At 49.2% G+C, this 25,868-nt stretch carries 25 protein-coding genes; 7 read left to right on the top strand and 18 right to left on the bottom strand.

Going from position 1 to position 25,868, the window contains the following annotated elements:
* Nucleotides 1-53 precede the first annotated feature (53 nt).
* Together FJM74_RS13655 and FJM74_RS13650 are read right to left on the bottom strand one after the other, a co-directional pair.
* The gene (locus tag FJM74_RS13655; RefSeq protein ID WP_206684043.1) at nt 54-632 is read right to left on the bottom strand and encodes a hypothetical protein; all 579 of its coding nucleotides are present in this window, start codon (nt 630-632) and stop codon (nt 54-56) included.
* Nucleotides 633-726: 94 nt separating this feature from the next.
* Entirely contained in the window at nt 727-1,623 is an 897-nt protein-coding gene (locus FJM74_RS13650) for a hypothetical protein (protein ID WP_187263175.1), read from the bottom strand.
* A 316-nt stretch (nt 1,624-1,939) separates the two neighbouring features.
* On the opposite strand from FJM74_RS13650, the gene FJM74_RS13645 reads away from it, so the two are divergent.
* Nucleotides 1,940-2,656, top strand: coding sequence for a PorV/PorQ family protein (locus FJM74_RS13645; RefSeq protein WP_187263174.1), 717 nt, complete (start codon nt 1,940-1,942; stop codon nt 2,654-2,656).
* Nucleotides 2,657-2,661: 5 nt separating this feature from the next.
* Nucleotides 2,662-4,758, top strand: a complete 2,097-nt coding sequence (locus tag FJM74_RS13640) for a helix-hairpin-helix domain-containing protein (RefSeq protein ID WP_187263173.1) — start codon at nt 2,662-2,664, stop codon at nt 4,756-4,758.
* Between the two features lie 79 nt (nt 4,759-4,837).
* Here the strand turns inward: FJM74_RS13640 and sigZ are convergent, their stop codons facing one another.
* From sigZ to FJM74_RS13600, 9 genes are all read right to left on the bottom strand, one after another.
* Nucleotides 4,838-5,446, bottom strand: coding sequence for an RNA polymerase sigma factor SigZ (sigZ, locus tag FJM74_RS13635; protein WP_187263172.1), 609 nt, complete (start codon nt 5,444-5,446; stop codon nt 4,838-4,840).
* Nucleotides 5,447-5,596: 150 nt separating this feature from the next.
* On the bottom strand, nt 5,597-6,013 hold the full coding sequence (locus FJM74_RS13630) for an ArsI/CadI family heavy metal resistance metalloenzyme (protein ID WP_187263171.1): 417 nt from the start codon (nt 6,011-6,013) through the stop codon (nt 5,597-5,599).
* 197 nt (nt 6,014-6,210) lie between these two features.
* Nucleotides 6,211-8,130, bottom strand: a complete 1,920-nt coding sequence (locus tag FJM74_RS13625) for a DUF3857 domain-containing protein (RefSeq protein ID WP_187263170.1) — start codon at nt 8,128-8,130, stop codon at nt 6,211-6,213.
* Between the two features lie 147 nt (nt 8,131-8,277).
* Nucleotides 8,278-10,239, bottom strand: a complete 1,962-nt coding sequence (locus tag FJM74_RS13620; protein ID WP_187263169.1) for a DUF3857 domain-containing protein — start codon at nt 10,237-10,239, stop codon at nt 8,278-8,280.
* Between the two features lie 518 nt (nt 10,240-10,757).
* Nucleotides 10,758-11,126, bottom strand: a complete 369-nt coding sequence (locus FJM74_RS13615) for a hypothetical protein (protein WP_241739154.1) — start codon at nt 11,124-11,126, stop codon at nt 10,758-10,760.
* 186 nt (nt 11,127-11,312) lie between these two features.
* Nucleotides 11,313-12,098, bottom strand: a complete 786-nt coding sequence (locus FJM74_RS13610) for a TIGR03915 family putative DNA repair protein (protein ID WP_187263168.1) — start codon at nt 12,096-12,098, stop codon at nt 11,313-11,315.
* Nucleotides 12,099-12,466: 368 nt separating this feature from the next.
* A complete protein-coding gene (locus FJM74_RS22580; protein ID WP_262890439.1) occupies nt 12,467-12,595 on the bottom strand; it encodes a hypothetical protein in 129 nt (42 codons plus the stop codon).
* Between the two features lie 101 nt (nt 12,596-12,696).
* On the bottom strand, nt 12,697-13,962 hold the full coding sequence (locus FJM74_RS13605) for a putative DNA modification/repair radical SAM protein (RefSeq protein ID WP_187263167.1): 1,266 nt from the start codon (nt 13,960-13,962) through the stop codon (nt 12,697-12,699).
* Nucleotides 13,963-13,969: 7 nt separating this feature from the next.
* Nucleotides 13,970-14,197: a hypothetical protein gene (locus FJM74_RS13600; RefSeq protein WP_187263166.1), complete on the bottom strand. Its 228-nt coding sequence runs from the start codon at nt 14,195-14,197 to the stop codon at nt 13,970-13,972.
* 573 nt (nt 14,198-14,770) lie between these two features.
* Here FJM74_RS13600 and FJM74_RS13595 point away from each other — a divergent pair.
* The 5 genes from FJM74_RS13595 (at nt 14,771) to FJM74_RS13575 (ending at nt 20,408) form a co-directional block, all read left to right on the top strand.
* A complete protein-coding gene (locus FJM74_RS13595) occupies nt 14,771-16,666 on the top strand; it encodes a BamA/TamA family outer membrane protein (protein WP_187263165.1) in 1,896 nt (631 codons plus the stop codon).
* A gap of 370 nt (nt 16,667-17,036) precedes the next feature.
* The gene (locus FJM74_RS13590) at nt 17,037-17,873 is read left to right on the top strand and encodes a CvfB family protein (RefSeq protein WP_187263164.1); all 837 of its coding nucleotides are present in this window, start codon (nt 17,037-17,039) and stop codon (nt 17,871-17,873) included.
* Nucleotides 17,874-17,971: 98 nt separating this feature from the next.
* Nucleotides 17,972-18,646 (top strand): oxidoreductase, encoded by a 675-nt coding sequence (locus FJM74_RS13585; protein WP_187263163.1) that lies wholly within the window; start codon nt 17,972-17,974, stop codon nt 18,644-18,646.
* A gap of 381 nt (nt 18,647-19,027) precedes the next feature.
* Nucleotides 19,028-19,813, top strand: a complete 786-nt coding sequence (locus FJM74_RS13580) for an SAM-dependent methyltransferase (RefSeq protein ID WP_187263162.1) — start codon at nt 19,028-19,030, stop codon at nt 19,811-19,813.
* A gap of 100 nt (nt 19,814-19,913) precedes the next feature.
* Nucleotides 19,914-20,408 carry a hypothetical protein gene (locus FJM74_RS13575; RefSeq protein WP_187263161.1) on the top strand — a complete coding sequence of 165 codons (495 nt, stop codon included), beginning with the start codon at nt 19,914-19,916 and terminating at the stop codon, nt 20,406-20,408.
* An 84-nt stretch (nt 20,409-20,492) separates the two neighbouring features.
* Here FJM74_RS13575 and rclC read toward each other — a convergent pair whose 3' ends face one another.
* The 7 genes from rclC to FJM74_RS13540 form a co-directional block, all read right to left on the bottom strand.
* Nucleotides 20,493-21,113 carry a reactive chlorine resistance membrane protein RclC gene (rclC, locus tag FJM74_RS13570; protein WP_187263160.1) on the bottom strand — a complete coding sequence of 207 codons (621 nt, stop codon included), beginning with the start codon at nt 21,111-21,113 and terminating at the stop codon, nt 20,493-20,495.
* A 48-nt stretch (nt 21,114-21,161) separates the two neighbouring features.
* Nucleotides 21,162-22,025, bottom strand: coding sequence for an AraC family transcriptional regulator (locus FJM74_RS13565; RefSeq protein ID WP_241739153.1), 864 nt, complete (start codon nt 22,023-22,025; stop codon nt 21,162-21,164).
* A 234-nt stretch (nt 22,026-22,259) separates the two neighbouring features.
* Nucleotides 22,260-23,201: a succinylglutamate desuccinylase/aspartoacylase family protein gene (locus tag FJM74_RS13560; RefSeq protein ID WP_187263159.1), complete on the bottom strand. Its 942-nt coding sequence runs from the start codon at nt 23,199-23,201 to the stop codon at nt 22,260-22,262.
* A gap of 1 nt (nt 23,202) precedes the next feature.
* A complete protein-coding gene (gene rimK, locus FJM74_RS13555) occupies nt 23,203-24,111 on the bottom strand; it encodes a 30S ribosomal protein S6--L-glutamate ligase (RefSeq protein ID WP_187263158.1) in 909 nt (302 codons plus the stop codon).
* Nucleotides 24,108-24,596, bottom strand: a complete 489-nt coding sequence (locus FJM74_RS13550) for an ATP-dependent zinc protease family protein (protein WP_187263157.1) — start codon at nt 24,594-24,596, stop codon at nt 24,108-24,110. Before FJM74_RS13550 ends, rimK begins: the two co-directional genes overlap by 4 nt.
* 608 nt (nt 24,597-25,204) lie before the next feature.
* Nucleotides 25,205-25,507, bottom strand: coding sequence for a hypothetical protein (locus tag FJM74_RS13545; RefSeq protein WP_187263156.1), 303 nt, complete (start codon nt 25,505-25,507; stop codon nt 25,205-25,207).
* 12 nt (nt 25,508-25,519) lie between these two features.
* Nucleotides 25,520-25,804: a hypothetical protein gene (locus tag FJM74_RS13540; RefSeq protein ID WP_187263155.1), complete on the bottom strand. Its 285-nt coding sequence runs from the start codon at nt 25,802-25,804 to the stop codon at nt 25,520-25,522.
* Between the last annotated feature and the right edge of the window lie 64 nt (nt 25,805-25,868).

Below are 25,868 nucleotides of genomic sequence, written 5' to 3'. Positions count from 1 at the left end.
GCAGCCGATGGGCGAGGCGGACAAAGCATAAAGGCTGAACTTTGTTAGGTGATTTAATTTTTCAACGCTGTTTTGAATATGTCCCTGCCAATTATAAACTTCTGCCTGCTCTTAATTTCAGGAAGTTTTTCAAGAAAGTGTTCTGGTGCATATGCTTCTATCACTTTGTAACCTTCCTTCGTCATTACTTCGAACTTATAGTTTACAGCGTCAGATATTGTGTATGTCGTGACAGTAGAGTCAGGGTTTTCTCTTCGAGTTATGTTAAGAGAGTCTGAATTTAATGTCCAAAAGCTTAATTGGTCTAACTGGTTTAACAGCAATTGTGCTTTGTCCTTTTCAAATGAGCTAACTCTGATGGTTGGTTTCCTAAAATCACCATTCTTCTTTCTTTTCGATACTAATGTTATCAAGCTCCACTTTCCGTCTTTGAGCGCTAAAATTTGGTAGAACTGTCTGTCGCTCCACCAATAGCTTTCTTCTGTGTATGCAACTAAGAAATCATACTGCCCTTCAAAAGTCATCTGAATGGTCGATTCATTTGGTTGCTTTGAGTCAGACTGAAGCACAGATTTTTGTCCGTAGGCACATGAGCTAAAGAGCAACAGGATATGTAACAATAGAGTCTTCATTCTTTTTTTATACCACCTAACGTTACTCGTGCAGCCGATGGACGAGGCGTAGCTGAGCTTAAAGGCTGCACTTTGTTGGCAGAAGGTTGTTCTTTTAATTTGTCCAGTTTTCAAGTTTGCCGTCATCTTCCAGCCATATCTCAACCAGAATAGTTTCTTCGATAGGTTTACCATTGATTTTCAGGATGTCAAACTTTAAACCTTTGAGCCCTTTTCTGATAGTCCTTATGCAATAGTTATATTCATTCATATCCCAATAATCTTTGACATCTTCTCTTGTCTGATAATCAGCCATAGTCACCCTGCTTATTCTGCCGTCTGTGCCGATGGTTATAAGAAACTTCTCTGAGCAATCGAACTTATCAATGCTCTTCCATTTTATCTTCTCAAGTTCCTTGAAAAGAATGTCAGCTATTTTATCATCATATCTCCTGTCTATTCTGTCTGGAGCGTCTTCGTAATTTGTGATTGCCGTTATGCTCTTGACTTTCCCACCTTCTACTTGCACCAAGGTCTCTTTTTCAAAAGTTTTATGAAAAACGCCATCCCATCTCAGCAGATTTTCCTTCGACAAGCTGAACTCACCAGAGTACCAGTCTAAAAACACTTTACCTTTTATTACTTGCTCACCAAAAATGTCAATTAATCTTTGCTGAGAAGCTTCCTGGTCTATTGAATTACCACTTTGGAGCTCTCCACAGCCGATTATCTCCTTTAAGAAAAGGCTGTCATTTTCAATTGTGTAAATGGCTTGGTATCCCCGCCAGCAATTAAGCGAAGCACCACTTCTAAACTCTAAGCCAAAAAGGCTGCCCTGACTGTTTTTATCTATCTTTTGCAGGTATTGTTCAAGGAGCAAATTGTAGATAGGAATGGTGTCAGCTTTGTAAATAATGTAATCAGGTAATTGTGGACTGGCCAAACTGTTCTTTGTACAGAACAGGATTAAAAAAACGGCTATTATATTAAACACCCACTTGATTTCTTTCATCGTTCAAATTCCTGCCAACTCCCAGATAAACGTAATAACTCCCCAACCTACGCTTATCTGCACTATGGGCGTAGTTAGCACATCTATTTCTGCCTTTCAAAAGCTATAACAGCGTTTTTTTCTTTAAAGTAGAATTTATTTCATAAAACTGCTAATACTTTTTCGCGCCTGCACGTAGAAAGCGGGTAAAAACAGTGTAAAATTTTAGAAGGATGGGATAACTATACTACTTCACACAACACTATTTATTTGCCTGCTACTCCCCCACCTGGCTAAGGCCCAGGCCGAAATACCAGGCGGTGCCCGTGCTGCTGCCATGGGTAATGCGGCGGTTACCTTTCCGGGGCTTTGGGCGCTGCAAAACAATGTAGCAGGCATCGGGAAAATAGAAAAACCGATGGTGGGCGTTTACGCCGAAAACAGATTCGGCCTGAGCGCTTTCACTACCGTTGCCTTTCTGGGCGCTCTCCCGGTAAAAGATATTGGCACCTTTGGGTTGAGCATGAGCCGGTTCGGCGATGACTTGTTTAGCCGTCAGTCGCTGGGACTGGGCTTTGGGCACCAGATCGGGCAGTTCAGTTTGGGAGCCAAGGCAGATGTATGGCAGGTGGCGGCGCAGGGGCTTGGAAGCAGGAAGGCTTTTACGTTTTCTGTGGGGGTGCAGGCAGAGGTAATTCCCGATCTGTTTTTCGGGGCCTATGCCTATAACCTCAACCAGGCCAAAGTAGCTACTTTTGAGGATGAGCGCCTGCCTACGATCATGAAAGCGGGACTGGCTTACCGCCCGTACCAGAAGCTGCTGCTGAGCGCCGAAACCGAGAAAGACATCAACTACCCTGCCGATCTGAAAGCAGGCATCGAATATAAGCTAATCGAAAAGTTTGCGCTGCGCACCGGCTTTTCTGCCCAAACCAGCACCACCACCTTTGGCGCTGGCTTTCTGGCACGGCACCTGCAGGTCGATTATGCCCTCGGCACCACCACCTTGCTGGGCCTCAGCCACCACCTCTCCATTTCGTACAAGCATAACTGACCTATATGGCACAGCGGATCTGCACTTTGCTACTACTGTTGCTACTCAGCAAGCTGCCATCGCAGGCCCAGGATTTCCGTCGCAACACCTTCGATTTCGACCTGTTTGTGCAGGAGCTCTTTGCGCAGCAGGAAGATGAAAATGTGCCGTACGAGGACATGTACGAAACCTTATTCCAATACTACCAGCACCCCATCGACCTCAACCACACCACCCCCGAAGAACTGGCTTCGCTTTACATCCTGTCGCGCCCGCAGATCAATGCGCTTTTTGATCATATTGAGAAGAACGGCAAACTTCTGAGCATTTACGAGTTGCAATCTATCGCCGGCTTCGACCTGCTAACAATTTACCAGCTGGTGTATTTTGTGCGGGTAGAGGATGCAGGACTCAACGCAGATCAGCGGCCACTCTGGCAACGCATTGTGGGCGAAGACAACAACGCCCTGATCATGCGCTACGACCGCACCTTGCAACAGCGAAGAGGCTATTCACCACTCGACAGCACCAGCCGCTCCACCACCCGCTACCTTGGCTCCCCCGATAAGCTCCTGCTGCGCTACCGCGTAAGCCACACCCGCGACTACAGCTTAGGCTTTACCGCCGAGAAAGACGCCGGAGAACAAATAACCTGGGACAGCAGCACCCGTCGCTACGGCTTCGATTTTTACTCGGCGCACCTGCAACTCTACAACAAAGGCAAGTTCAAAGCTATTGCCTTAGGCGATTACCAGCTGCAATTCGGGCAGGGCCTGCTACTCTCCTCCGGCTACAGTGTGGGCAAAGGCAGCGAAACCATTACCACCGTAAGCCGGGCAAACCTGGGCATCAGGCCTTATAACTCAATACTGGAAAACAATTTTTTTAGAGGGGCAGCTGCTACGTATGCTGTTACCAAACATCTTAATTTCACTTCTTTCCTCTCCAGCAAAAGAATTGACGCCAACCTGCAGACAACACAGGTGGATACCCTGGAGGACTTCTCTTTTTTCACTGGCGTACAAGTCTCCGGCTTCCACCGCACCCCCACCGAACTGGCCAACAGGCAGCAGGTGCGGGAGCAGATCGTGGGCGGCAACCTCAGTTTCCAGAGCAGCGACAGAGCTTTTTCGGCCGGCATTACAGCCGTCAGCACCTCCTTTAGTGCCTCCGTTCAAAAAGCCGATGCCGCTTACCAGCGCTTCGAGTTTGGCGGCACGCACAACCTGAACCTCAGCACCCACTACAGCTATGTATGGCAGAATGTGTACCTGTTCGGAGAAACTGCCTATTCACAAAGTGGCGGCGTGGGCACCGTAAACGGGTTGATTGCCAACTTATCGAACAAGGTGGAACTAGCCATGCTGCAACGCTACTATGCCCGCGACTTTCATTCGTTTTATGGCAATGCCTTTGGCGAGAGCACCCGTAACATCAACGAGAGCGGTTTCTACACAGGCATCAAACTAAAACCTTTTCCGAAGTGGGAGCTCACTGCCTATTACGATCGCTTCCGGTTTCCGTGGCTGCGCTACCGGGTAGATGCCCCTTCGCACGGGGATGAATACCTGGTCCGGCTGCTCTTCCGGCCTACACGCCAATCGACCTTGTATGCGCAGGTCAGGGCGGAGCAAAAGGGACTGAACATGGCCAACAACACCACCAGCATCGATTACGTGGCGCAGGCGGAACGACGGAATTACCTGCTGTACTACGATTTCTCTCCCGCTCATCGGGTTTCTTTGCGGTCGCGGGTGCAATTCAGCAGCTATGCGCAAGAGTCGCCGAAAACTACGGGCTATATGATCGCACAAGATATTAACTTCAACTTCCGCTCCATCCGCCTCAGCACCCGCTACGCCATTTTCGACACCGACAGCTACGACACCCGCCAGTATGTGTTCGAGCGCGATGTGCTCTCTGCTTTTGCCATACCAGCCTTCTTTGGCAGAGGCACCCGCTTCTACGCCCTGGTGCAGCTACGCCCCATGCGCCGCCTCGACCTTTGGGCGAAATACGGCCTCACCCACTACCGCAACCAAAACACCATCGGCTCCGGCTTGGAAACCATAGAAGGTCCCCGGAGATCTGATGTGCGGGTGCAGATGCGGTACCGATTTTAAAAAGTTGAATGAATGAAAAGTTCTCGCGCTCGTCTACGACGAGTGGGAGGAAGAGAGGAAGGACGTGTAAAAATTGTTCCTATAATCCCTGCAGTGGCGTGCAACCGGCTTTCACCTGTGCTCCCGTTAATTGCCCGTCGTGGCTGAACTCTAAATGGCAGCATGCTGCAAACTTTTTCTTCAGCAACTCCCGCCCCCGCTGCACCCTCGATTTGGCTCCTGAATAAGACATGCCTAAGCGCACTGCTATCTCCTTCTGGCTGATACCTTCTAATTCGCTCAGGCGGAGTGGTACAGCATATTCTTCAGGCAGCAAATTAATCAGTGGTGCTACCAGGGCTTCTATTTCCTGCTGGCTCTGGTCTACGAAGTCATCATCAGCTAGCTCGACCTGAGATTCCAGGCTTTCGCTTCGGCCACTTTCACGGAAAAAATCATAGACAGCGTTGCGTGTAATCTGGTATAGCCAGCCTTTTATATGCTGCACCTCCTGCAGTTGCTCGCAGTTTTTGTATAGCTTGAGGTAAAGTTGCTGCAGAATATCGGCTGCTTCGTCTTTATCTGACACTCGTTTCTGCACAAAACCTTTCAGTTGTGCTTCATAGGCTAAAAAGACAGGCGCCACTGCGCGGCAGGTATCCGCAGCAGGACCACTGGGTTGTTCTAGGGCATGGCAACGATCAGACATATGCACTGTAGTATGAATTCCTTCTAAGATATAAATGTAATAATATTTCGCTACTTGTACAGCAGCCCTGTTATAGTGGTGCCAGGCTTAAAAAGCAAGCCAGGAGGCTGTTCAACAGACAGGTTCCTGACTTGCTTCGTTTATCTTGCACTAAATAGCAGGTGCTGCTGCCAGGGGTCGGGCATTGGCACCCTCGCCGTAGAGGGTGGAGGTGCCGAAGGTAAAGAACGTCTCCCAGTCTACTCCCTGTGGGTCGGTAATCCACGATTTTTCTGATTTGGCATAGCAGCAGGTGCATTTGCCTTCTTCCCGGATCGCTCCTTTGGCCTCCTTCATGCGGCCATACACCTCTTTCAGTTCCTCGTCGCTCTCGACCTGTATGCCTAAGTGCTCAATGCCGGCGTTCTCGGGGTGCAGCGAAATAGCGAAGTTAATTTTAGGGTCTTCAAGCATCCATTTAGCATAGTCCGGTTTCTGAACAGTGGGCGCTGCGGCAAACAAGGCTTTATAAAAAGCTATTGATTCTTCTAAATTCTTTACTCTCACGTTTACATGGAATCTTTTCATGGCTATGGTCTTCTAGGTGTTTTGTTCTGATTTACACCCTGAAGACGCCGGCACTTCTGAAAAGACGCAGCTTTTGTCAAATATTTTTCAGAATAATCAGCAGCTCGCCTAATGAGGTACGAGCAAATGCAGAAAAGCCTCCGTAGGGCGATTTTCATTAGAATAATTCGTCTTCCGGAGGCTTCTCAAGGCTTCTGCTAGGGCACGTTCTTCACGAATACGACTTGTTGTTTGTCGGCTTTTATCAGGCTGTTCATAAACTCGATCAGGGCCGGATATTTGTCAGGAGCAAACCTTCCTTTTTCCATCTGCAGCGTCCGGATATACGTTACCTGCAGCCCATCGACTATGGTTTGCGCTTTGTACTCGCCAAACTCAGATTTAAATTCAATATTCTGTGGCTTAGATTCCAGGGCATAGCCGGGAGGCAACTGGTATAAAACGGTGTCTACATCCAGAAACGACCAATTACTCACCACCTCCGATTTTCGGTCTTCGACAGAATTGGGCACATGCCCCCACTTGTTCATTAGATTAGGTGTCAGGAACAGGCGCTTGCCGCTAATAGTCACACATTTGGCCACGCTAAGATCTAATTTTTCAGTTACTTCCGGCAATTTGCTTTTTTTGATGTCGAGGGAGAAATTATTAATTTCAAAGGCAGGTAAACCTATCTGATCATACAGCCATTTACGCTGCTCCTCGGGTTTAGCCTTGTAAATCACATCTTTTATGGACTCATGCTGAGTGCCTGTGTAGAGGGTTGTAACGTTGGCTAAACCATTTCCTTTTTCATCCAGCTTTACCAGAATGCTGCGCTTTTGCAGATTATCGGCAGCGCCGTATGTCGGCGTTTTAACTACTTTACCTCCTTCAGGAGTGATTAAGAGGGCATGCCGATCGCCTGTCCAGCTTCCTGCGTAACCACTGGCTTCTGTCTGGTCGGTGCACTCGAGCCAGATGGTATCTTGTGGCATCGGCACACAAAGTATAGCATGGTTAAACTGCGAACTCGGGAAATCCTGTATCATGGCTGGCATGTTACGCCCGGCATTTATGAGTGTGTAGTACGACTCAACGCCTACCGCACTGAGCAAGGCTTTGGTGTAGTTAGAGAGGCCTTTGCAATCGCCATAGCCTTTGGCATCTACATAACCGGCCTCAAAGGGTTGCCAGCCTCCTATGCCTAGCGACACATTAATGTAGCGGGTCTTTGATTGCAAAAACTCGTAAACTTTCTGCACCTTTTCCTCCGGGCTTTGAGCATTGGCTACCAAGGCCTGCATCTGCTGCCTGGTAGCCTCTGGCAGTACATCGCGGCCTGCATTGAGCTTATTAATCCAGTGCCCGAAGTCTTCCCAAGTCTCCATGTTGCCGGCATAGCCCTGTACTTCGAAATCGGCAGGAGCTGTGCGCACCGAACGCAGGCGTTCCAGGGCTGAAGGGCCGTAAGGTTCCGGATCAGCAAGCGGTGCCAGGTTCTGCACACGCCAGGTATATACATCGTGTGTTGCCGTAGACTCTTTCGTTACTTTCTTTTCCAGGTTCGACTCCAGGTAGCGCAGTTTCATTCCCTTGGGCATCGTTACCTGAAACATGGCCGACTCAACCGATAGCTTTGTCTGGTCCTGCGGCACCCACCGGGGGTAACCTACCAGCATATTGCTGGTGGTATACTGGTACTCGTACTCCACAGTATATGGGAAAGCACTGTGCGTAAGATCTACTACTTTTACCCGGTTATCATCGAAGAGCGAGATATCAGAAATGGCACTTACATCCTTTATATCACTCTTTTTAATAGTCTTGATCTTTTTGCCGAGCATGTCATAGGTCGTCCCTTTTATAAAGTCGACTTTCGTAAGTTTGTCGTAGGGTACATACAACCTGGCCTCGTGCTCCCCGTTACTGTTCAGGATTTTGATGGTGGCTTTTATGCGTTTGGTGCCGCTGCCTGCGGAGTTTACGGTAAAGTAAGTTTCTTCTGAGCGCACCACCACGTTGGCTCCTTTGTTCAGGTCGGCTTCCGGCACTGTTTTGCCCGCTGTAGCCCCTGCCTCCTGCAGGCGCCCGGACACCGCGATGAAAAGAAGAGCTAGAAAGTAAATTTTATGCATATACGTAATCATTACAATAACAGAAAAATTGAATGAGTGAGGGCACCGATTTGGCTCGTAGACTTTTAACTATCCTCTTTACCTCTACATTACTTCAGGAGGCTGCCACTCACACTGCAATTTCAGCTACCAGCAGAAAGACACTCCTTATTCATACTTTTTCTTCAGCACAATCTGCTCGGCGTGCTTTGCCACAATCTGGTTGTAAAACTCCTTGAGGTACGGATACTCTTCGGCAAAATAGAGCGGCTTGCTTATGTTGATCTTGCTCATTACCTGTATTTCAGCGTCTCTACGCTCCACGATGTAAGTAAACTTTCCGCCGTTGTTCGGTAACGAAACAGCAATGCTCTTTGGAGTCTCATCTACCTCATAGCCTTCCGGAATAGCGATTTTGCACATAAACGTCTCATCATAAGGATAACCGAAGTCTACCGGGTACATTCGCTCCGCTAATTTAAACGGATTCTCTTTTTCGCCTTTGTTCAGCATGGGGTTCAGGTAAAGCAGATCGTTAGCCTGGCCATTGCCACTGCCTGTAATTTCGTACACCAGGTTCAGGGCTTTGTCTAGCTCCTCAAGGTTCGTGATGGTAGGCTCACCGTACTTCATGTCGCCAATTTCCTTGTTCCGTTTCTCTGCAAACTTCTCCTTGCCCTCTTCTTTTATACTTTCACGCAAGCTCAGGGCGCTGTACCCCGTGTTCGATTCACTGATCTTTCCCTTTATTTCGCCTTTCGCATCTATGGCAAGCTCGCCCATACAAAAGGTGGTGTAGTTGCCCGTAGGTTTCAGGGGCACCCACCGGTGCGAAGTCCGGTTAATGAGGTATCCGTCGCCATTGAGGCAGCGGTATGGCAACATGCCCGCTGGCAGCATCGGGTCGGTGGCATCGAGCAGGTACTCTTTTTCGTCCACTTTTACATAGGCGATCACATAATTAAACTGTGTGATCAAAGGAGAGCCTTTCGTAACACGGCCATTGCGCCTGGTACTGAGCAGCACGGGCGAGGCATCGATATCGGCCTCCAGCAGCATGGCCGTCAAAAGCATGTTCACATCTGCTGAGTTGCCGGTTCTGTTATCGAAGGCTTTGCGGGTAGTGCTGGTTGTATAAATGCTTTGCTTGCCGTTCCATTTCACGGCGCTCTTCACCAGTTCATAAATAGCCTCCACCTGTGCCTGCGGGCTTGTATGCTTCGCTTTGATGGCTGCAATTTCATTTTTAAAGAAGCCGCTGCGCTTTAGCTGCGTCCCAAAGCGTTCCTCTTCCATCAGTTTCTTGATAACCTCATCCCAGTTGCCGGTCATAACCTTGGGGAACTCGCCAGGCACCTTTAAAAGCTGCAATTCGAAATCGAGTCTGGCCTGGTAGTCTTTCAGTGTGGTTATATATTTCTCTTCCTGCAGGGCCGGCACATCTTTCATTGCCCACACATAGGCCTCGTTGCGTAACTCCGCATTGGCCGATGCGGCCGCGTCTTTCTTGGTGGTATAGAAGTTATGATAACCGTTTTGGAGAAACTTGTAATCGAAGTACTCTGGTATCCGGGCGCGGTACTCGCTCCACATAGTCGGGATGGTGGTCTGAAACTCCCAGCTGTTCAGCGTGTAAATAAAGTCAGAAGTAACGGTGTAGGAGAACTCAATAACAGAGCCCTCTTTTACGTTTGGCAAGGTAAACTTCTTCTGAGAGAGGTTCTCGTTGATTTTTTCGTCGAAAACGGCTTTCGACTCCAGCTTATCCTTTGTTATTTTGCCATTTTCCAGGTTATAGGTAAACCCTTTGATGGAGGTGATCACTTCCTTGTCTGCATTTCTTCGGTAATAGGGCAGCTCCACATTTGCCCAGTCATAGCCCGATTTCTTCAGGATCTTGATACGGGTGTGGCGCTCAAACATCAGCTTAAGCGTGCCATTTGTGGTAAAATAAGAATAGCCAAAGTCCGAAAGCACAACGGCAGCAGCACTTGTGTCTTTCTCATAGGACTTCATTCGCAGCTCAGCCTCGCTAACCTTGCCAAACTTGGCGGCTTCTTCCTGCGCAACGGCAACAGGCAGGCCATAAAAGATACACAGGAAAAATACCGAATACAGTTTTGTAAACATATGAGTTCTCATAGGCGGCAAGATTACTATTAATATTTATATTTTTTAATATTTAATCAAGTGGCTGATTTATAGATTCTTAAAAAAAGACCTATAGAAAGATGATGGAATTACAAAACTGATTCATAAATTAATATATAAATGCCCAGATCATCTATATAACACCCTATTTATTTTAAAATAATATCCTATAAATAAGTCTGCCCTACCCTCATGGTTGCCTGGAGCAGTAGCAGGGGCTGAGGTGTGTTGCAGGCATTCACTACAGGAGGTTATTCTACAATTAAGATGTTTAAGAGGTTTTGCAGGTGGCGCGCTTGTCTTGGCTGAGTACAGCCATACTGCTTCCCGGTAGCCAAAGGCGCTGTTTTTAAGTCCCGTAACCTGCATAGAAAGTAAATCAAAAAAGGCCAGTGTGCACTGCTAACGTGCACACTGGCCTTTTTTATGGTAAAGGTGAAAAAGGGTAGAATAGCAGAAAATCCTACCGCCTAAAAAAGCGGTTTCTCCGGCTTGTGTTATAAATAAGATGAAAAGTTGGTGTTATTCTGCCAGAAATCCCGGCAGGCTTCTCGTTGTTGCTCCAGGAACTCGCGGTCCTTCTTCAGGCTCTTCCAGTCGCCAAGGCCGAGGCGCTCGCACAGCCTGAAAAAGCTGTCTCCCTGGTTGCGGTTTCCTCTAACTTGTACTAAGGCACTTAACAATGGTCTTCCGGCTGCATACTCTTCCTCAGAAATTTCATCGATCACCTCGTTCAGCTGACACTTCTCGTAAGAGTTATCCAGGTTCAGGCCAAGCTCAGCTTCGATCACTAAATTTTGAAAAGACATCAGGTGGGCTCTTCCACGGGCTACTTGTATGAGTTTCTTCCGTACGCGGTTATTCATATTGAAAAGTTTAAGGTTTTAGCAGAAGGCACTAAGGCGTGCAAAACGGGGGCAGGATGCCTGGCTGCTATAAATTTCAAAAAACATATATAGCTTTATACGCATCTGCTACAGCTTTGGTTATACAATAGTGCCATCCTATAACTGTTGTTAGCCGGTGCAGGTGACGCCTGTGCAAGCTCTATTCTAGTCAAAAATATGCCTTGGTTGCTTTTCTGACAAGTATTTCCAGTAGCGCTTTGGCACATGCCGGAGGTGCAGTTTGAGGTTTTTTCGCTCCGGAATATTTACATGGTCGAAGTAAACCTGCCAGAGCTGCTGGTACTTAGCTTCTTCGACATCAAACGATTTTTTTTGAAGTACTCCTTGTCTACGCCTAAGCAGATCCGTTTTCTCCAAGCGTATAAAGTTAACAGTCTGGAGGTTGTAAAAGGTTCCGTAGCGGCGGCGCAGGTCGTAGATCACCCACTGCTGATCAGCGTACCTTCTCCGGAAGTGGTCGATGATAAGCGGCAGTACATTATAATCGGGTGTGATGGAGGCATAAAACATACTGTCCTGTGTTTTCTGGAACCGCACAAATGCTTCCATACGGTGCTTTTCGCGGTGCACCTGCTTGCTGGCCTGCTGCACCTGCAGCACACAGTCGGCTGTAAAGTTGCCTTCTATGTTCTCCGGGCTGCTGAATACCAGGCGCGCATAGTTGAACACCAGCATCTCGAAGCCCGGCTGCTCCCACAGGTAGGTATGGTAAAGCGAGCGCAAGGCCCCTGCCGACAGGCGCTTCTCCAGCCCCTGCCACACCCTGGCTGCCTTTGCCTCGTCTGTTGTTACGGCAACGGTCTGGCCCAGGAGTAAAGGCTGCGCCAGGTGCTCCTGAGCGATGCCATGTGGCCACGCTTTGCGCTCATACGCCTCGAATACAACGGTAAGCAGCCCCTCAAAAGAGCCATCGTAGGTATAAAGCACCATAAAATCATATTATAGCAGGCAGAACCGGCGCCAAACCAGTGCAGTTGTAGGAAAGAACCTGTCTGGAGGGGGTTTTTCATTCCAATAATTTCTACTGAAAGCCCTCTCCAGATCCTTTTGCCGTGAGTAAAGGCTGTTATCTGAAACTGGCTACAGCTGCAGCAACAGAACCCGCCGTCTTCGGATGGGCATTTTGGTTAGAATAATTCGGCCAACCGCTGCCGAAGCCTCAGTTCCGGCCCCACAGCAATTGCAGACAGGACAGCCACTGTCCATTATCCGTCTGCTGCCACGTTGGCACAAGGCAAGCTGGCAACCTTTTAAGGTAAATAATTGCCCGAACGGCAAGCAGGAGCGCAGCTGCGGGCTCAGTTTGCCTTCGATTTCTGGTTTTTAGGATCGGATGCCAGGCCGGAGGTAAGGCGTTGCAGGTGAGGAACCAACATGTTGAGTTTGCAGTAGCAGGTAACGCGGGCAACTTTTGTGTTATTTCTCATGATCTTATCTTTTTGAACTTTACAAATTTTAGTTTCTGAACTGTCTGTACCACGAATCATTTTTAGAGCAGCTAAAGCCTTGCTTGCATTATGAGGCAGCTCTAACTGGCCTGCTGAAACAAGTCGAGCTGCTGTGTCAGTAAAGCGCTCCGCACGGAGCCATCGCCGAAAAGTATCTTGCGGCGAATGTAGAGAGAGTCAAACTCCTGCCGTTGCAGGCTTTTGGTCTGGCAGGTGATAAAATATTTTGCCCGCTTCAGCACCACCCCCATTTTCCGCAGATGGTCGAAATGCAGCGGCGCAAACCGCCTGGCCGACACGATCTTCTTCGCCGACTTTACACCAATGCCCGGCACCCGCAGTATCAGCGCATAATCGGCTGTGTTGAGCTCCACCGGAAAAGCATGCCTGTTGCGCAAGGCCCAGGCCAGCTTCGGATCTATGTCCAGGTCCAGGTCGGGGTGCTGCTCATCTACAATCTCCTGCACATCAAAGCCATAAAAGCGCATCAGCCAATCGGCCTGGTAGATGCGGTTTTCGCGGATAATGGGCGGCTCTGTCACCAGTGGCAGGCGCACATCGCTGCTAACCGGCACATAGCCTGAGTAGTACACCCGCTTCAGGTTATAGCCCTTGTAGAGCTGGTCTGAGAGCTGCAGAATCTGGCGGTCGCTTTCGGCGGAGGCACCCACAATAAGCTGCGTGCTCTGCCCGGCCGGCGCAAACGAAGGGGCAGACTTAAAGAGCTTCTGCTCCTCTTTTGCCTGTACCAACTGCTTGCTGATGGATTCCATCGGCACCAACACCTCTGCATAACTCTTTTCGGGTGCCAGTTGCTGCAGGCTCTGCTCCGATGGCAGCTCTATGTTCACGCTCAGCCTGTCGGCATAGCGGCCTGCCTCCTTTATAAGCTCCTCGCTGGCTCCCGGTATGGTCTTCAGGTGGATGTAGCCGTTAAACTTCTCCTCCTGCCGCAGCTTTCTGGCCACCCGCACCAGCCGCTCCATGGTATAGTCGGCATCTTTAAAAATGCCGGAGCTCAGGAACAGCCCCTCTATGTAGTTGCGGCGGTAAAAATTAATGGTCAGGTCCACTACCTCCTGCACTGTGAATGCTGCCCGCTGCACGTCGTTGCTTTTTCGGGTAACACAGTAGGCGCAATCGTAGATGCAGAAATTGGTAAGCAGAATCTTGAGCAACGACACACACCGGCCGTCCTCGGTATAGCTGTGGCAGATGCCCACGCCTTCCGCATTTCCTAAGCCCTTGTTCTCGTTCTTCCGCTTGCCACCGCTCGAAGAGCAGGAAACGTCGTACTTGGCGGCGTCTGCTAATATTCTTAGTTTATCGGTTATCTTACTGTCCATCTAGCGCTTATCTCCTGCTTTGATGTTTTAAAGATAGCAGGATGTGCCAGATTAAACTATTAAAATTAGCAAAAGTTATAAACAATGTTTTCCACATACCACTCAAAACTAACTTTTTTAGCAACAGAAGAAGCTTTAGCTGGCCTCCTGCCCTGAAAATCTGATAAAGCAATTTTTCAAATGAAATTGACCCTCCGGAGATAATATTGCCTGCTGCTACTGCTAAAAGCTTCATAGGATCACTTATAGACCAGCCTCCTCTTGTAAGTCTTGTGCCTTCCTGTAGCTTCTTTTATTGTAGGGCTGTGCCAGATTGGTAAACTACATGCTAAAAAACCGTGCCAGGCCTCGTACAAAAACCGCACTTGCCTTATACCTCATAAACACCTGATAATCAGCCCAAAAAATAGCATTGTATTAGAAAGAAGAGACGATCATAGCCTGACACAAGTGCTATTCTGGATCCATATTTCCCAAATCGGCTCTAACCTGGCCACGCCAGGGGGAGAAGTGTCGTTGCGCAGCAGGTAATTTTCCCCATCGGAATGGGGCTCCTGGTGCTACACCTGCCGGCACCCAACCTGCTGGTTATATAATTTGCAAGAACCTCCGATGGCCGGGAAAAATCCACTGCGCCAATAAAGCAGTTTTCCTGCCCCGCCATTATTTTTGCCTGTGCCTAAACCTATTTTTACCAGAACTTTGTTATGTATTCTGATTAATTACTGCCTAGTATTATAACATATATCGCTAAAGAAAACGTTAAATTCGGAGGCTGAACCAAAGCCGGATAACCACTGACACCAACATGCTTTTACTGCATTTCTTTTTAACCCGGACTACTTTCTTATGCCTTACCAGCATTTTGCTGCTGGCAGGAGTATGCCATGGGCAGGAAGTTGGTGCCGGTAAAAAAGATAGCTTGAGCACAATTGAGTCCGACACGCTGAAGCCCAAGTTCGACGAGCGTATGATGAGCAACCTCCGGCAGATTTCGCAGCGAAAAACCATTATGGGCAAGTTGTTGAAGGCCATACTCGTGTTCGACCGCCGGGAGGAGGAAGTGTATGGCCTGGACGCGGAACTGATAGAGCGGGAGTATGAGCGGCACAATTACAAGGTGGTGCGGAACATCGAAATCAGGAACCTGAACGCCTTTGGCTATTCTATCAACGACACTTCCCGGGTACCGCAGAACTTCTTCGAGAAGGCAGGTAACTCGCTTCACATGAAAACCAGGCAGCGGCTGATCCGGAACAAACTGCTCTTCCGGAGCTTCGAGTACCTGGAGCCGCTGGCACTCGTGGAGTCGGAACGTTTGCTGCGCCAGACCAGCTACCTGCTCGATGCCCGCATTATCGTGAACGAGGCTACCACCACCGAAGACAGTGTGGATGTGTTCGTTATAACAAAAGATGTGTTTAGCCTTGGGGGCTCCGGCTCCTACTCGCCCTCTTCGGGAGCCGGCAGAGTGGCTGTGCGAGAGCTTAATTTTCTGGGCCTGGGCCATCAGCTGCGCACCTCCTACCGCTTTAACATGGACCGGCCCCGCCCCTGGGAAGCAACCGCCGCCTACACGATCGAAAACATCAGCAACTCTTATATCTCGGCCGATATTATTTATGCCAACGAGAATTACTTTAAAGAGCGAAGCGCCTACCTGCGGCGCGACTTCTTCTCCACCAACACCAAATATGCAGGGGCCATTGGCACGAAATGGGCCGATGAGCTGGTTCTGTTTCCGCCCGTGGCAGCCGACTCGCTGCCTTACCATAAAAATGTGGTGTATACCCGCCACGATGTCTGGTTGGGCAGGGCCTTTAAATTTAAGACTTACAACCTGGGCTTTGAGCCGAGGGCGCGCACCATTCTGGCCATGCGCCTGATCAACACCGACTACAGCACCTCCCCCTCTCCCAGCTTCCAGAGCAACACCCTGGTGCTGGGCAGTATCGGCTACAGCGTGCGGCGCTACTACAAAGACCGCTTTCTGTTTGGTTTTGGCCGCACAGAAGACGTTCCGGCGGGCAGCCTTTTCGCTTTTACCTACGGTTATCAGAAAGGAGACCTTGCAAACAGGGCCTACTTCAGCACCGAAGGCTCTGTTGCCAAATATAATCCCACTTTCGGATACATCTTTGCCAGAGCAGCCTACGGGTCTTTTGTCAGGAACAACCAGCTGGAGCAGGGCGTGCTGGACCTGGAGACCATGTACTTTACCAGGCTGTCGGAGTGGGGCAACTGGAAACTGCGGCACTATATTATCGGGCGGGGCACGTTTGGCGTGAACCGGTTTCCGGAGGAGCTCCTGACCATCAACAACGAAAACGGCCTGAGAGGCTTCCGATCCGATTTTGTGCGGGGCAGCAAGCGCATCGCCATCAATTATGAGGCAAACCTGTACACGCCTTTCTCGCTGTTCGGCTTCAGACTGGCTACGGTGGCCTTTGCCGATATGGCCTGGCTGTCTACCGGCAACAAGAGCTCTCCGCTCAAATCAAAGCCGTATACGGGTTTTGGCATCGGGTTCAGGTTCCGCAACGAGTACCTCTCTTTCAGCACCATCCAGATTCTGCTCAACTATTACCCGAAAGGACCGCCGCTGCAGAACTTCAACAATTTCAGGATCTACGACTCCACGCGCCCCTTCTACGACTTTGCCGACTTCCGCTTCACGCAACCCGGCGTTACGGAGTTCCGGTAAGGCAGTGCTTCGCCTCCGAAGGGCTGTTTTTATTGGAATAATTCGGTTGCTGGTTGTTGATTGTTAAATGGTTAAATTGTTAAATGGTTGATTTAAATTTTGAAGATGACCAGCAAAACACCATTCAACTCTTAACTCATAACTCATAACTTTAGGAGAGTCCTGTGCCTTGTGTCTAAACAGGCTCTGGAAGGCCATTTTCATTTAAATAATTCAAAATATTGGCTCGCTTGAGTTTGGCCTCCACTATATTACCTGCGTATGTAGCAAAACAGGTGCGTGCAGCAGATTCTGCTTTTACACCAGGCAGTATTTCTGTAGCTTTGCGCTAAAGCAGCATACGCAGCTAGAACTAAACGGCGAACAAAAGATGGTAGACCTTGGCAACTATAATACCTTAGAAATAAGCAGAGCAGTAGATTTTGGAGTGTACCTCACCTCAGAAGACGGCGATATCCTGCTGCCAACCAAATACATTCCGGAAGGCGCTAAGATTGGCGACATGGTGCACGTATTCGTGTACCGCGACTCCGAAGACCGCGTGATCGCCACCAACCTGACGCCCAAGGCCACGGTGGGCGAGTTTGCCTGCCTCACCGTGAAAGACAGCACGCCCTTCGGCGCTTTTTTGGACTGGGGCCTGGAGAAAGACCTGCTCGTGCCGCTGCACAACCAGAAAGAGAAGATGCTGCCCGGCCGCAAATACTGCGTGTACCTCTACGTAGACGAAACCTCAGACCGCGTGGTAGCCACCGCCAAGCTCGGCAAGTACCTGCAAAACGACGACATCCGGCTTGTTGAAAACCAGGAAGTGAGCCTGATGGTGATCGGCTCCACCGACATCGGCTACAAAGTGCTCATCGACAACCTGTACATGGGCATTCTCTATAAGAACGAGGTGTTCCAGACAGTAGAGATTGGCGACAAGCTCACAGGCTTTGTAAAAACCATCCGGCCCGACAACAAAATAGACGTGACGCTGCGCAGAACCGGCGGTGGCTTTAACGAGGTAAGCGATGCCACAGAACAGATTCTGGAACTGCTCCGGCAGCAGGGCGGCCAGCTGTACCTATCTGACAAAAGTAGCCCCGAAGAGATTTACGAGAAGCTGGCCATGAGCAAGAAGAATTTTAAACGCGCCATTGGCAGCCTGTACAAGGCGGGGCGTATTGTGATAGAGCCAGATCACATCAGGCTGGTGCTGTAAATTCTTTTCTTTCTCCAACTTTGTAGTTTAGAGCACAACATTTCGCCCCAAAAACCGGTACATCGCGTAAGGTCTGCTAAAAAGCCTGCCTTAATGCTATGCAAAAAACAAGAACCGCACTTATTGCCGGTACCAGCGGGCTGGTCGGGGGCCACTGCCTGCAGCTGCTCCTGAACTCCGATCGCTACGACCAGGTTGTGTCTATTGGCCGTCGCGATGTACCCGTTATCCACCCCAAGCTCGATCAGAAGGTTATTGACTTCGATGAGCTCCCAAAGTACAAAGCCAACCTCGCAGCCGATGATGTGTATTGCTGCCTGGGTACCACCATCCGCAAAGCGGGCTCAAAAGATGCCTTTCAGAAAGTAGACCTTGCCTATGTGAAGCAGCTGGCAGAGCTGGCGCTCAGCCAAGGGGCGAGCCAGTTTCTGGTGGTATCGGCCATGGGCGCCGACGATAGGGCGCTGTTTTTCTATAACCGCGTAAAAGGCACTATGGAGAAGGAAGTTACCGGCATGGGGTACGATTCGGTGCACATATTCAGGCCCTCGTTGCTGCTAGGTGAGCGCGAAGAGCAGCGTACCGGCGAAGAACTGGCCAGCAAGGTGATGCGCCCCCTCAGCAACCTGCTTATCGGCCCGCTCGAAAAGTACAAGCCTATTCAAGGCGAAACGGTTGCCAAAGCCATGCTGCATGCTGCCGCACAAGATAAAAAAGGCGTGCACATCTACCCATCCGACGACATCGAAGATTTAGCCAGATCTGCTGGTTGAGCCTCCTTGGCCTGCCATGGCCCTCACTTTCCTGAATTATTTGAATGAAAATGGCCTTCTATGTAGATACTAGAAGCTAGATGTTAGATGCTAGACTTTTTATGAATTAAGAGTTATGAACTGAATTGTGTTTAACTGGTCATCTATATATTCCCAGATCAACAATTTAACAATCAGCAACTAGCAATCAACAACTAACAATCAACCAGCAATTATTCCAATAAAAACAGCCCTCCGGAGACTCTGCTGCTGCTGCTCATGTGGGTGCCTGCACAGGGCACTTTTCGCCTGCCCTGGATTCTTTTCCGAGAAAATGCTTCCGCCCACAAAAGTCGGTGAGGCTACTATAACAAATGTTTTAAATTATTCCTAAGATTTTCTATGACAGACAAACACTTGCAACATGTGTTTCCGAAGGCCTCGCGCTACGACCCGGCCTGGGTGCGGAAACACTCGATGGGCGAAAACGTGCTCCTCAACCTCGAAAGCCTGACCAAGTCGCTCCACCTGAAGCCCGGCATGCGCGTGCTGGACCTGGGCTGCGGCAAGGCCATCAGTTCCATTTTCCTGGCTAAGGAATTCGGCGTTACCGTCTGGGCCGTAGACGAAGCCATTTCGGCCAGTGCCAACTACGAGCGCATTCTGCAGGAAGGCTGCGAAGACAAGGTAATCCCGATCGAGGCCGACGCCCGGTCGCTCCCTTTTGCCGACGAGTATTTTGATGCCATTATTGTGGTAGACTCCTACACCTACTTCGGCACCGACGAAAAGTACCTTCCTTACATTGCCCGCTTCCTGAAGCCCGACGGCCATATTGCGCTGGTGGATGTCTGCTTCACAAAAGAGATCGAGACGCTGGAGCAGGTGCCGGAGTTCCTGAAAGAAGACTACCAAAACTATTGGTACTTTATTCATGCCATAGACTGGTGGCGGAAACTGTGGGAAAAAACCGGCCTGGTGCAGATACAGGAAGCCTGCCAGCTGGCAGAGGCAGCCCTGGTGCGCAACGAGTACATCCGCGATTATGCCGAAGAAAAAAAGCCAGACCCCTTCGCCAAAGCCTTACAACTTGATAACGAAGGCTTTATCACTTTTTTTAAGCTAATAGGCAGGCGCACCCAAAAAACTGCCTATCTCCAGTCCTATAAAGCTTCGCCCAAAAAATAATTATCAGGTATGAATTGTGGCCTTTGCTACGCCAGAAATTTTAACTTTGCAGCCACATGGCCAGTTTGGTGCCGCTTTTAGTCAAATTTATAAAATAAACATGAAAACTATTATCAGATTATCATTCACCTTTATGATTGTAATCGCTTGTGCAGTGGGAGCACAGGCACAAAGTGGCTATTCTACCGGTATCGGCTTCCGGGGTGGGGTAGCATCAGGCCTGACTATTAAACACTTTATTAAAAGCGATGCCGCTATAGAGGGCATCATCAGCACCAGGTTCCGCCACAGAGGCACCACCCTTACACTGCTATACGAAAAACACGCACAGGCCTTTAACGTGAGCGGCCTGCAATGGTACTACGGCCTGGGAGGCCACGTGGGCTTCTACGAGGGCAGCTACTACTACGATCGTCATCACAAGCATTACCACGACAAGCACGTGCTCGGCCTGGGCGTAGATGGTATCCTGGGCCTCGAATACTTTATCCGCGATATTCCGTTTACGATCGGTGCCGACATAAAGCCTTATATCAACATACCAAGCGGCGGCGGCTTCTGGGACTCTGCCCTGCATGTGCGCTACGTGTTTTAGCACACTTAAATACGACAACAAAAAAGGAGGACTCTCACCAGAGCCCTCCTTTTTTGTTGCTTCCCAGGCTATCCTGGCAAATGCCTAAGCGGACTCCCGGTACCGGATGCTTTCAGCCGCTACAGACCGGGATGTGTTTCCTTTCAGCAGCGTTTTGGCAGCATCTGATGCCACCACAAGCCCGGCAGCCATCATGATGATGTCTTTTATAACAAGCCTGCCAGCCCCGGACAGGTAAGGAAACCCGTGGTCAGGCCCGCCCAGATCGGGCACGTACACTTCCGGGGTTGTGATCAGGAACGAGAGCGTCACCACCGACATCCCCACCGTTAGCAGGCCGCCCAGCAGCCCGGCCCTGGCATTAAAAATACCGGCTAAGGTCAGCAGCCCGATAATTACGATCACAGTGCCGAGTGCGTATGAGAAGGTGTAGGTGTTGTTCTCCTGGTGCCAGGCTATGTTCTTAGGAATAAACTCGCCTTCCCTGTTTTTGTATTGCATGTACTCCGGTGCCTCCTTGCTGTAAAAAAAGCTCATCACAGGGCTGTTGGCTACAAAGGGCACAATCCCGTCTGCCTCATACTGAAAGGCTTTCAATCCACCGATCCAGGCCATCACGACAAAAATGGCTATCCTGGTGAAATGAATAAAATAGCGCTGTGAATTGGCTACTATTTCGATCAGGTTTTGTATCGTATCTTTCATGCTACAAAACTAATCCAAAACCAGGCGCGGGTAAATGGACAGATATTTCTATTTCATGGACAAATCTGCCACAATAGAGATACCGACCTTCTCCCGGTAACTGGTAGGTGACACACCTGTGTGCTTCTTAAAAAAGCGGCTGAAATAATGTTCATCGTCAAAATTCAGGGCGGCTGCCACCTCCTTAATGCTTTTGTAGGTAAGGTGAAGTTGCTTTTTAGCCTCCAGCACCACCCTCTCCTGTATCAGTTGCGATGGCGACTTCCCGAAGTACTGCTTACATTTCCGGGTGAGCGTATTCGGCGAAAGGGCCAACTCGTCGGCATAGAAGGTTATGTTGCGTTGCGTCAGAAAATTTGCTTCCAAAAGCTCCTTAAACTTTACCAGCGGTATTGGAGTGCCCTGTGCCACCACCTGTTGCGCCACTATTTTAATTTTGCTCGAGATAGCCAGGATCAGTTGCAGGTAGGTGCGCAGAATAGGCTCCGAATGCGGTTCCTCCTTCTCTATTTCAACCCGGATCTTCTCGAAGATGGCATGCAGTTCGTCGTCATCTAACGGAATAAAAGGGTGTCTGTAGATATTGTTGAACAGCAAGCCGTTGCAGGCAACTTCTTTTTTATGATACTCAATGCAGTAAAAATCGCCGTGGAAGGCAAGCCGCTCGATGAGGAAGTCAGTGGTTCCGGTAATACTTAGATGCTGGTAGGGTGTGGTAAACAAAGCGATTTTTCCGGCAAACTCATACTCCACAAAGTCGATGCTGATTTTGCCGCTTCCTTCCATTAGCAAAACCTGGTAGAACTCAGAGGCGGAAGGTTCCCGGAAGGAACTGCTTGGCAACTTTTGTAGCTGAAATAAATCCTGGTACGCGATCATCTGGTGCTGCGCCAAATCCTGTAAGTACATCATGTAATATAAACTCCAACCTATTGGGTCAGAAGCAAATTATTTGAATGAAAAAGGCCTTCCAGTGAGATACTAAACTTTTGATTCGTGAAGCGTTGAAAGTCAAGTATCTCATATCCACATCTTCTCCACTTCATATCTCCCAATTAACCATTTACCAAACAACAATAAGCAGTCCGAAAAAGCTTCAGGTGATGAATGGTGTACACAAAGCGGAGCAGGTAAGAACAGGATAAGTCAAAACGCGATGTGCACCAGCGCATCGCCCTGGTTTACAACCGGCATGTTGTTGAGGCCAATAATATACCCTGCCGAGGAGGCTGCAATTTTTACTTCCATTTCGCCGTAAGGGTCGGTAATGGTACCCAGTGCCTGGTTCTTTTTCACATACTCGCCCGACTTCACGATGCTCCTGAAAAGCCCCGCGTTCTTGGCCCGCACCCACACATCCTTTCGGCATACCACAGGCTCCTGTGCGGCCGCCGGGGCACCGGCCATCATGCCGAGGTGGTGCAGCAGCCGGCAGGTGCCCTCTATGCCGGTACAGATTCCCACCTCATCAAAACGCAGCGATTCGCCCGACTCATACACCAAAATAGACTTGCCCTGTTTCCAGGCTTCCTTCCGGAGCGAGCCGGTTCTGAAAGAGGCATCCAGAATAAAAGGCGCTCCAAAGGCCTGCGACAGCTCCACATTCTTCGGGTGGTCGAGCACACAGCGTATCTGCGGATAGTTGGACCGGCTCGCACCGCCGGTGTGGAAATCGATGCCATAGTCTATATACGGCATTACCTCCTTCATAAACCGGTACGCCACACGGCTGGCCAGGGAACCGTCTTTACTCCCCGGAAAGCTGCGGTTCACGTCTTTGCCATCGGGCACATCGCGCGAGAAGTTCAGGAAACCATAGATGTTCAGGATGGGCACGGCTATAATGGTGCCTTTTAGTGGATAGAGCATTTTTTTGCCCAGCATGCGCCTGATGATCTCGATGCCGTTTACTTCGTCGCCGTGCATGCCGGCCATAAGCAGCACCACCGGCCCATCGTGCACCGACCTGAACACATATACCGGGATTTCTATAATGGTGCCGCTCGGCAGCTTCGAAATCACCAGTTTGGTGAGCACTTTCTCACCTCTGTCTATAGACCTTCCGTTTATCGTTATGGTTTCTGGCATGCTACTCGCTAACGTCTTTCTTTTTGGTGAGCTTTTTCTTTACCAGCACTTCTGTAAATTCTATGATTTTGCCAGCTATGTCTTTTTGGGTGGCCTTCTCGATGCCTTCCAGCCCCGGCGATGAGTTTACTTCCAGTATCAGCGGCCCCCGCTTCGACTGCAGCATATCTACCCCGGCCACATTCAGGCCAAGCGATTTGGCGGCAAGCAGGGCAGCGGCTTTCTCCTGGCGCGAGAGTTTGATGAGGGTTGCCTTGCCCCCACGGTGCAGGTTAGAGCGAAACTCGCCCTCCTTGCCCTGTCGCTTCATGGCGCCCACTACCTCGCCGTTCACTACAAAAGCCCGTATGTCGGCTCCGCCTGCCTCTGCCACAAACTCCTGCACAATAATACGCGCCTGCAGGTTATGGAAAGCCTCAATCACCGATTCGGCAGCTTTTTTAGTTTCGGCCAGCACTACGCCCAGGCCTTGCGTACCTTCCAGGAGTTTAATGACGAGCGGCGCCCCTCCTACCTCTTTCACCAGCTCGGAGGTTTCTTTGGAGTAGTTGGTAAAGGCGGTTTTGGGCATGCCCAGCCCGGCGCGGGCCAGAATCTGGAGGCTGCGCAATTTATCGCGGGAGCGCACAATAGATTGCGAGGCCACAATGCTTTTCACTTTCATCATCTCGAACTGGCGCACCACGGCCGTGCCGTAAAAAGTAACAGAGGCCCCGATGCGCGGAATAACGGCATCGAACCCAGTCAGGCGCTCGCCTTTGTACAGGATATGCGGGTTGCCCTGCTCCACTATAAGGTCGCAGCGCAAATGGTCGAGCACTACGGCCTCGTGCCCCCGCTGCTCTGCTGCCTCCACCAGACGCTTGGTAGAGTACAGTTTCGGGTTGCGGGAGAGAATGGCTATTTTCATAAATGTTTTTTTTTCTGTTTGATGTTCGTTTTTCTGGCGACGTTTTTACGGGAAACATCTACTATGAACCGGCCTCGCAACAATGTCCGGCCTATGAGCACGGGGTATTTCATGTCGCTACGGTCTGAGAGGGAAAACTCCGCTTCTATTTCTTCCTCAAAAAACTTGATACGGGTCCTGATCACATACCGCTGCTGCACCTCTCCGTTCGAGCTTTTGATGTCGCGAAAGGTATAGTCGGTAAAGGTGAACCGCCGGTGATTGTACTGGGGGTGCGAAGGGTCCAGCAGGTCAAAACTAATAACCCGGGATCCGTCTGGCAGCGATTCTTCGTGTATGTCGGAACAATGGATGGCGGAGGTGTAGGCCCCCGTATCTATCTTGGCCTCGATCTCCTCCAGGTCCAGCTCCGGAAACGACACGCGCTCGCGTCTCCCGATAATCTTTTTCTCCGGCTTGGGCGTGATTTTGGTTTCCTCTCTCATTAGAGGTTAAATATACGATGTTGAGATTTATAGTTGCTAAGGAAATTGGGAAGGCATTTGTTAAGAATTTATGAATAGGTGAACATAAACTGAAGCACTCAGGGCATCATTATATGTACTTAATATTTTATCCAACTAATCAATATCATTCTTTAATATTAGGATGGTTTTAAAATTTAATTTTTCCCCTTCTACCGCAACACCTGCTGCATCGTCTAAATGTAAATCAATATTAAATGCTGGAGGATTTTTAGAGCAACAAAGGCTTCTATTGTGTAACTCTGTACGGTTAAGTGCTTCATTAATAATGAAGTCGTTTTTGATGCTATAGGTCAGGAACTGAAAATGGATCCAGGTAATGTTGCGATAAGATGTTGTGTAAATTCCGACTTTGTGTCCCCTACGACTTAGTTCTTTGAATAAGAATGTAGTCCCCTTCCTGATCGATACTACTCCTTTTGTCCATTAAAAAGTATTTCTCTTATCTGTAGAGAAATCTCCAATCTGGAAGGTAGTAAGGGTACCGTCAAGGCCAAATGACACTATTATTGTAGATTTATTATCCTTATGTAAGCTTGTCAAACAAAGTAACTCGTGTTTTAATAGGTCTACTCCTTTGTTTGTATTCTTTTCTTAATGTGGTTGGTTTTTCTTCTTCTCGGCATTTTGTTACTATCTTCTAAAAATGTTCTAATTTTTCCAAAAGGAGACAAAGAATGATATGCTACATAAAAAAACACAATGCTTACTAAGATTAACAAGCTCCCACCAAAGCCATACAAAGAAAGCGTTCTGCTACGGACACCATAAGCAACAAGATTGTTTATAAGCATGTAAATACCCGCCCCTAGGAATTCCAACGCTAAAATGAAACAAACAATCGCATTAATATTAAATCTTTTCTTCTGCATAAACTCAGGATATTACTCAAGCGCCTGCACCAGCCCCTCCCACTCTTCTTCTAAAGAAACAGCTGGCCTTGTTTTGGCAGCCCGGCGGTACCAGTAGTCGGCATTCCAGATATCGCCTTCTTTGCGGTGCAGGTAAGCATGTATCCAGGCGGCGTTTTTATCCGGGAGGTCCTGTATCAGCACATGGGCTTTTTCCCAGTTGCCTTTGGCATCGAACCAAAGCGCCTGCATGTACACCGAAACGCCGGCTGGTGGCTGGGCGGCAGAAAGACTTTCTTTAAAGGCAGTTACATCCATAGCATCCTATACGCAGCAGCATCAGCAGTTAAAGCCGCTCCGGAGGGACAAATGTATTCAAATA

The organism is Pontibacter beigongshangensis, assembly GCF_014332515.1.
GTDB classification, from domain to species: Bacteria; Bacteroidota; Bacteroidia; order Cytophagales; family Hymenobacteraceae; genus Pontibacter; species Pontibacter beigongshangensis.
This window is presented reverse-complemented; position numbering and strand designations above follow the sequence as displayed.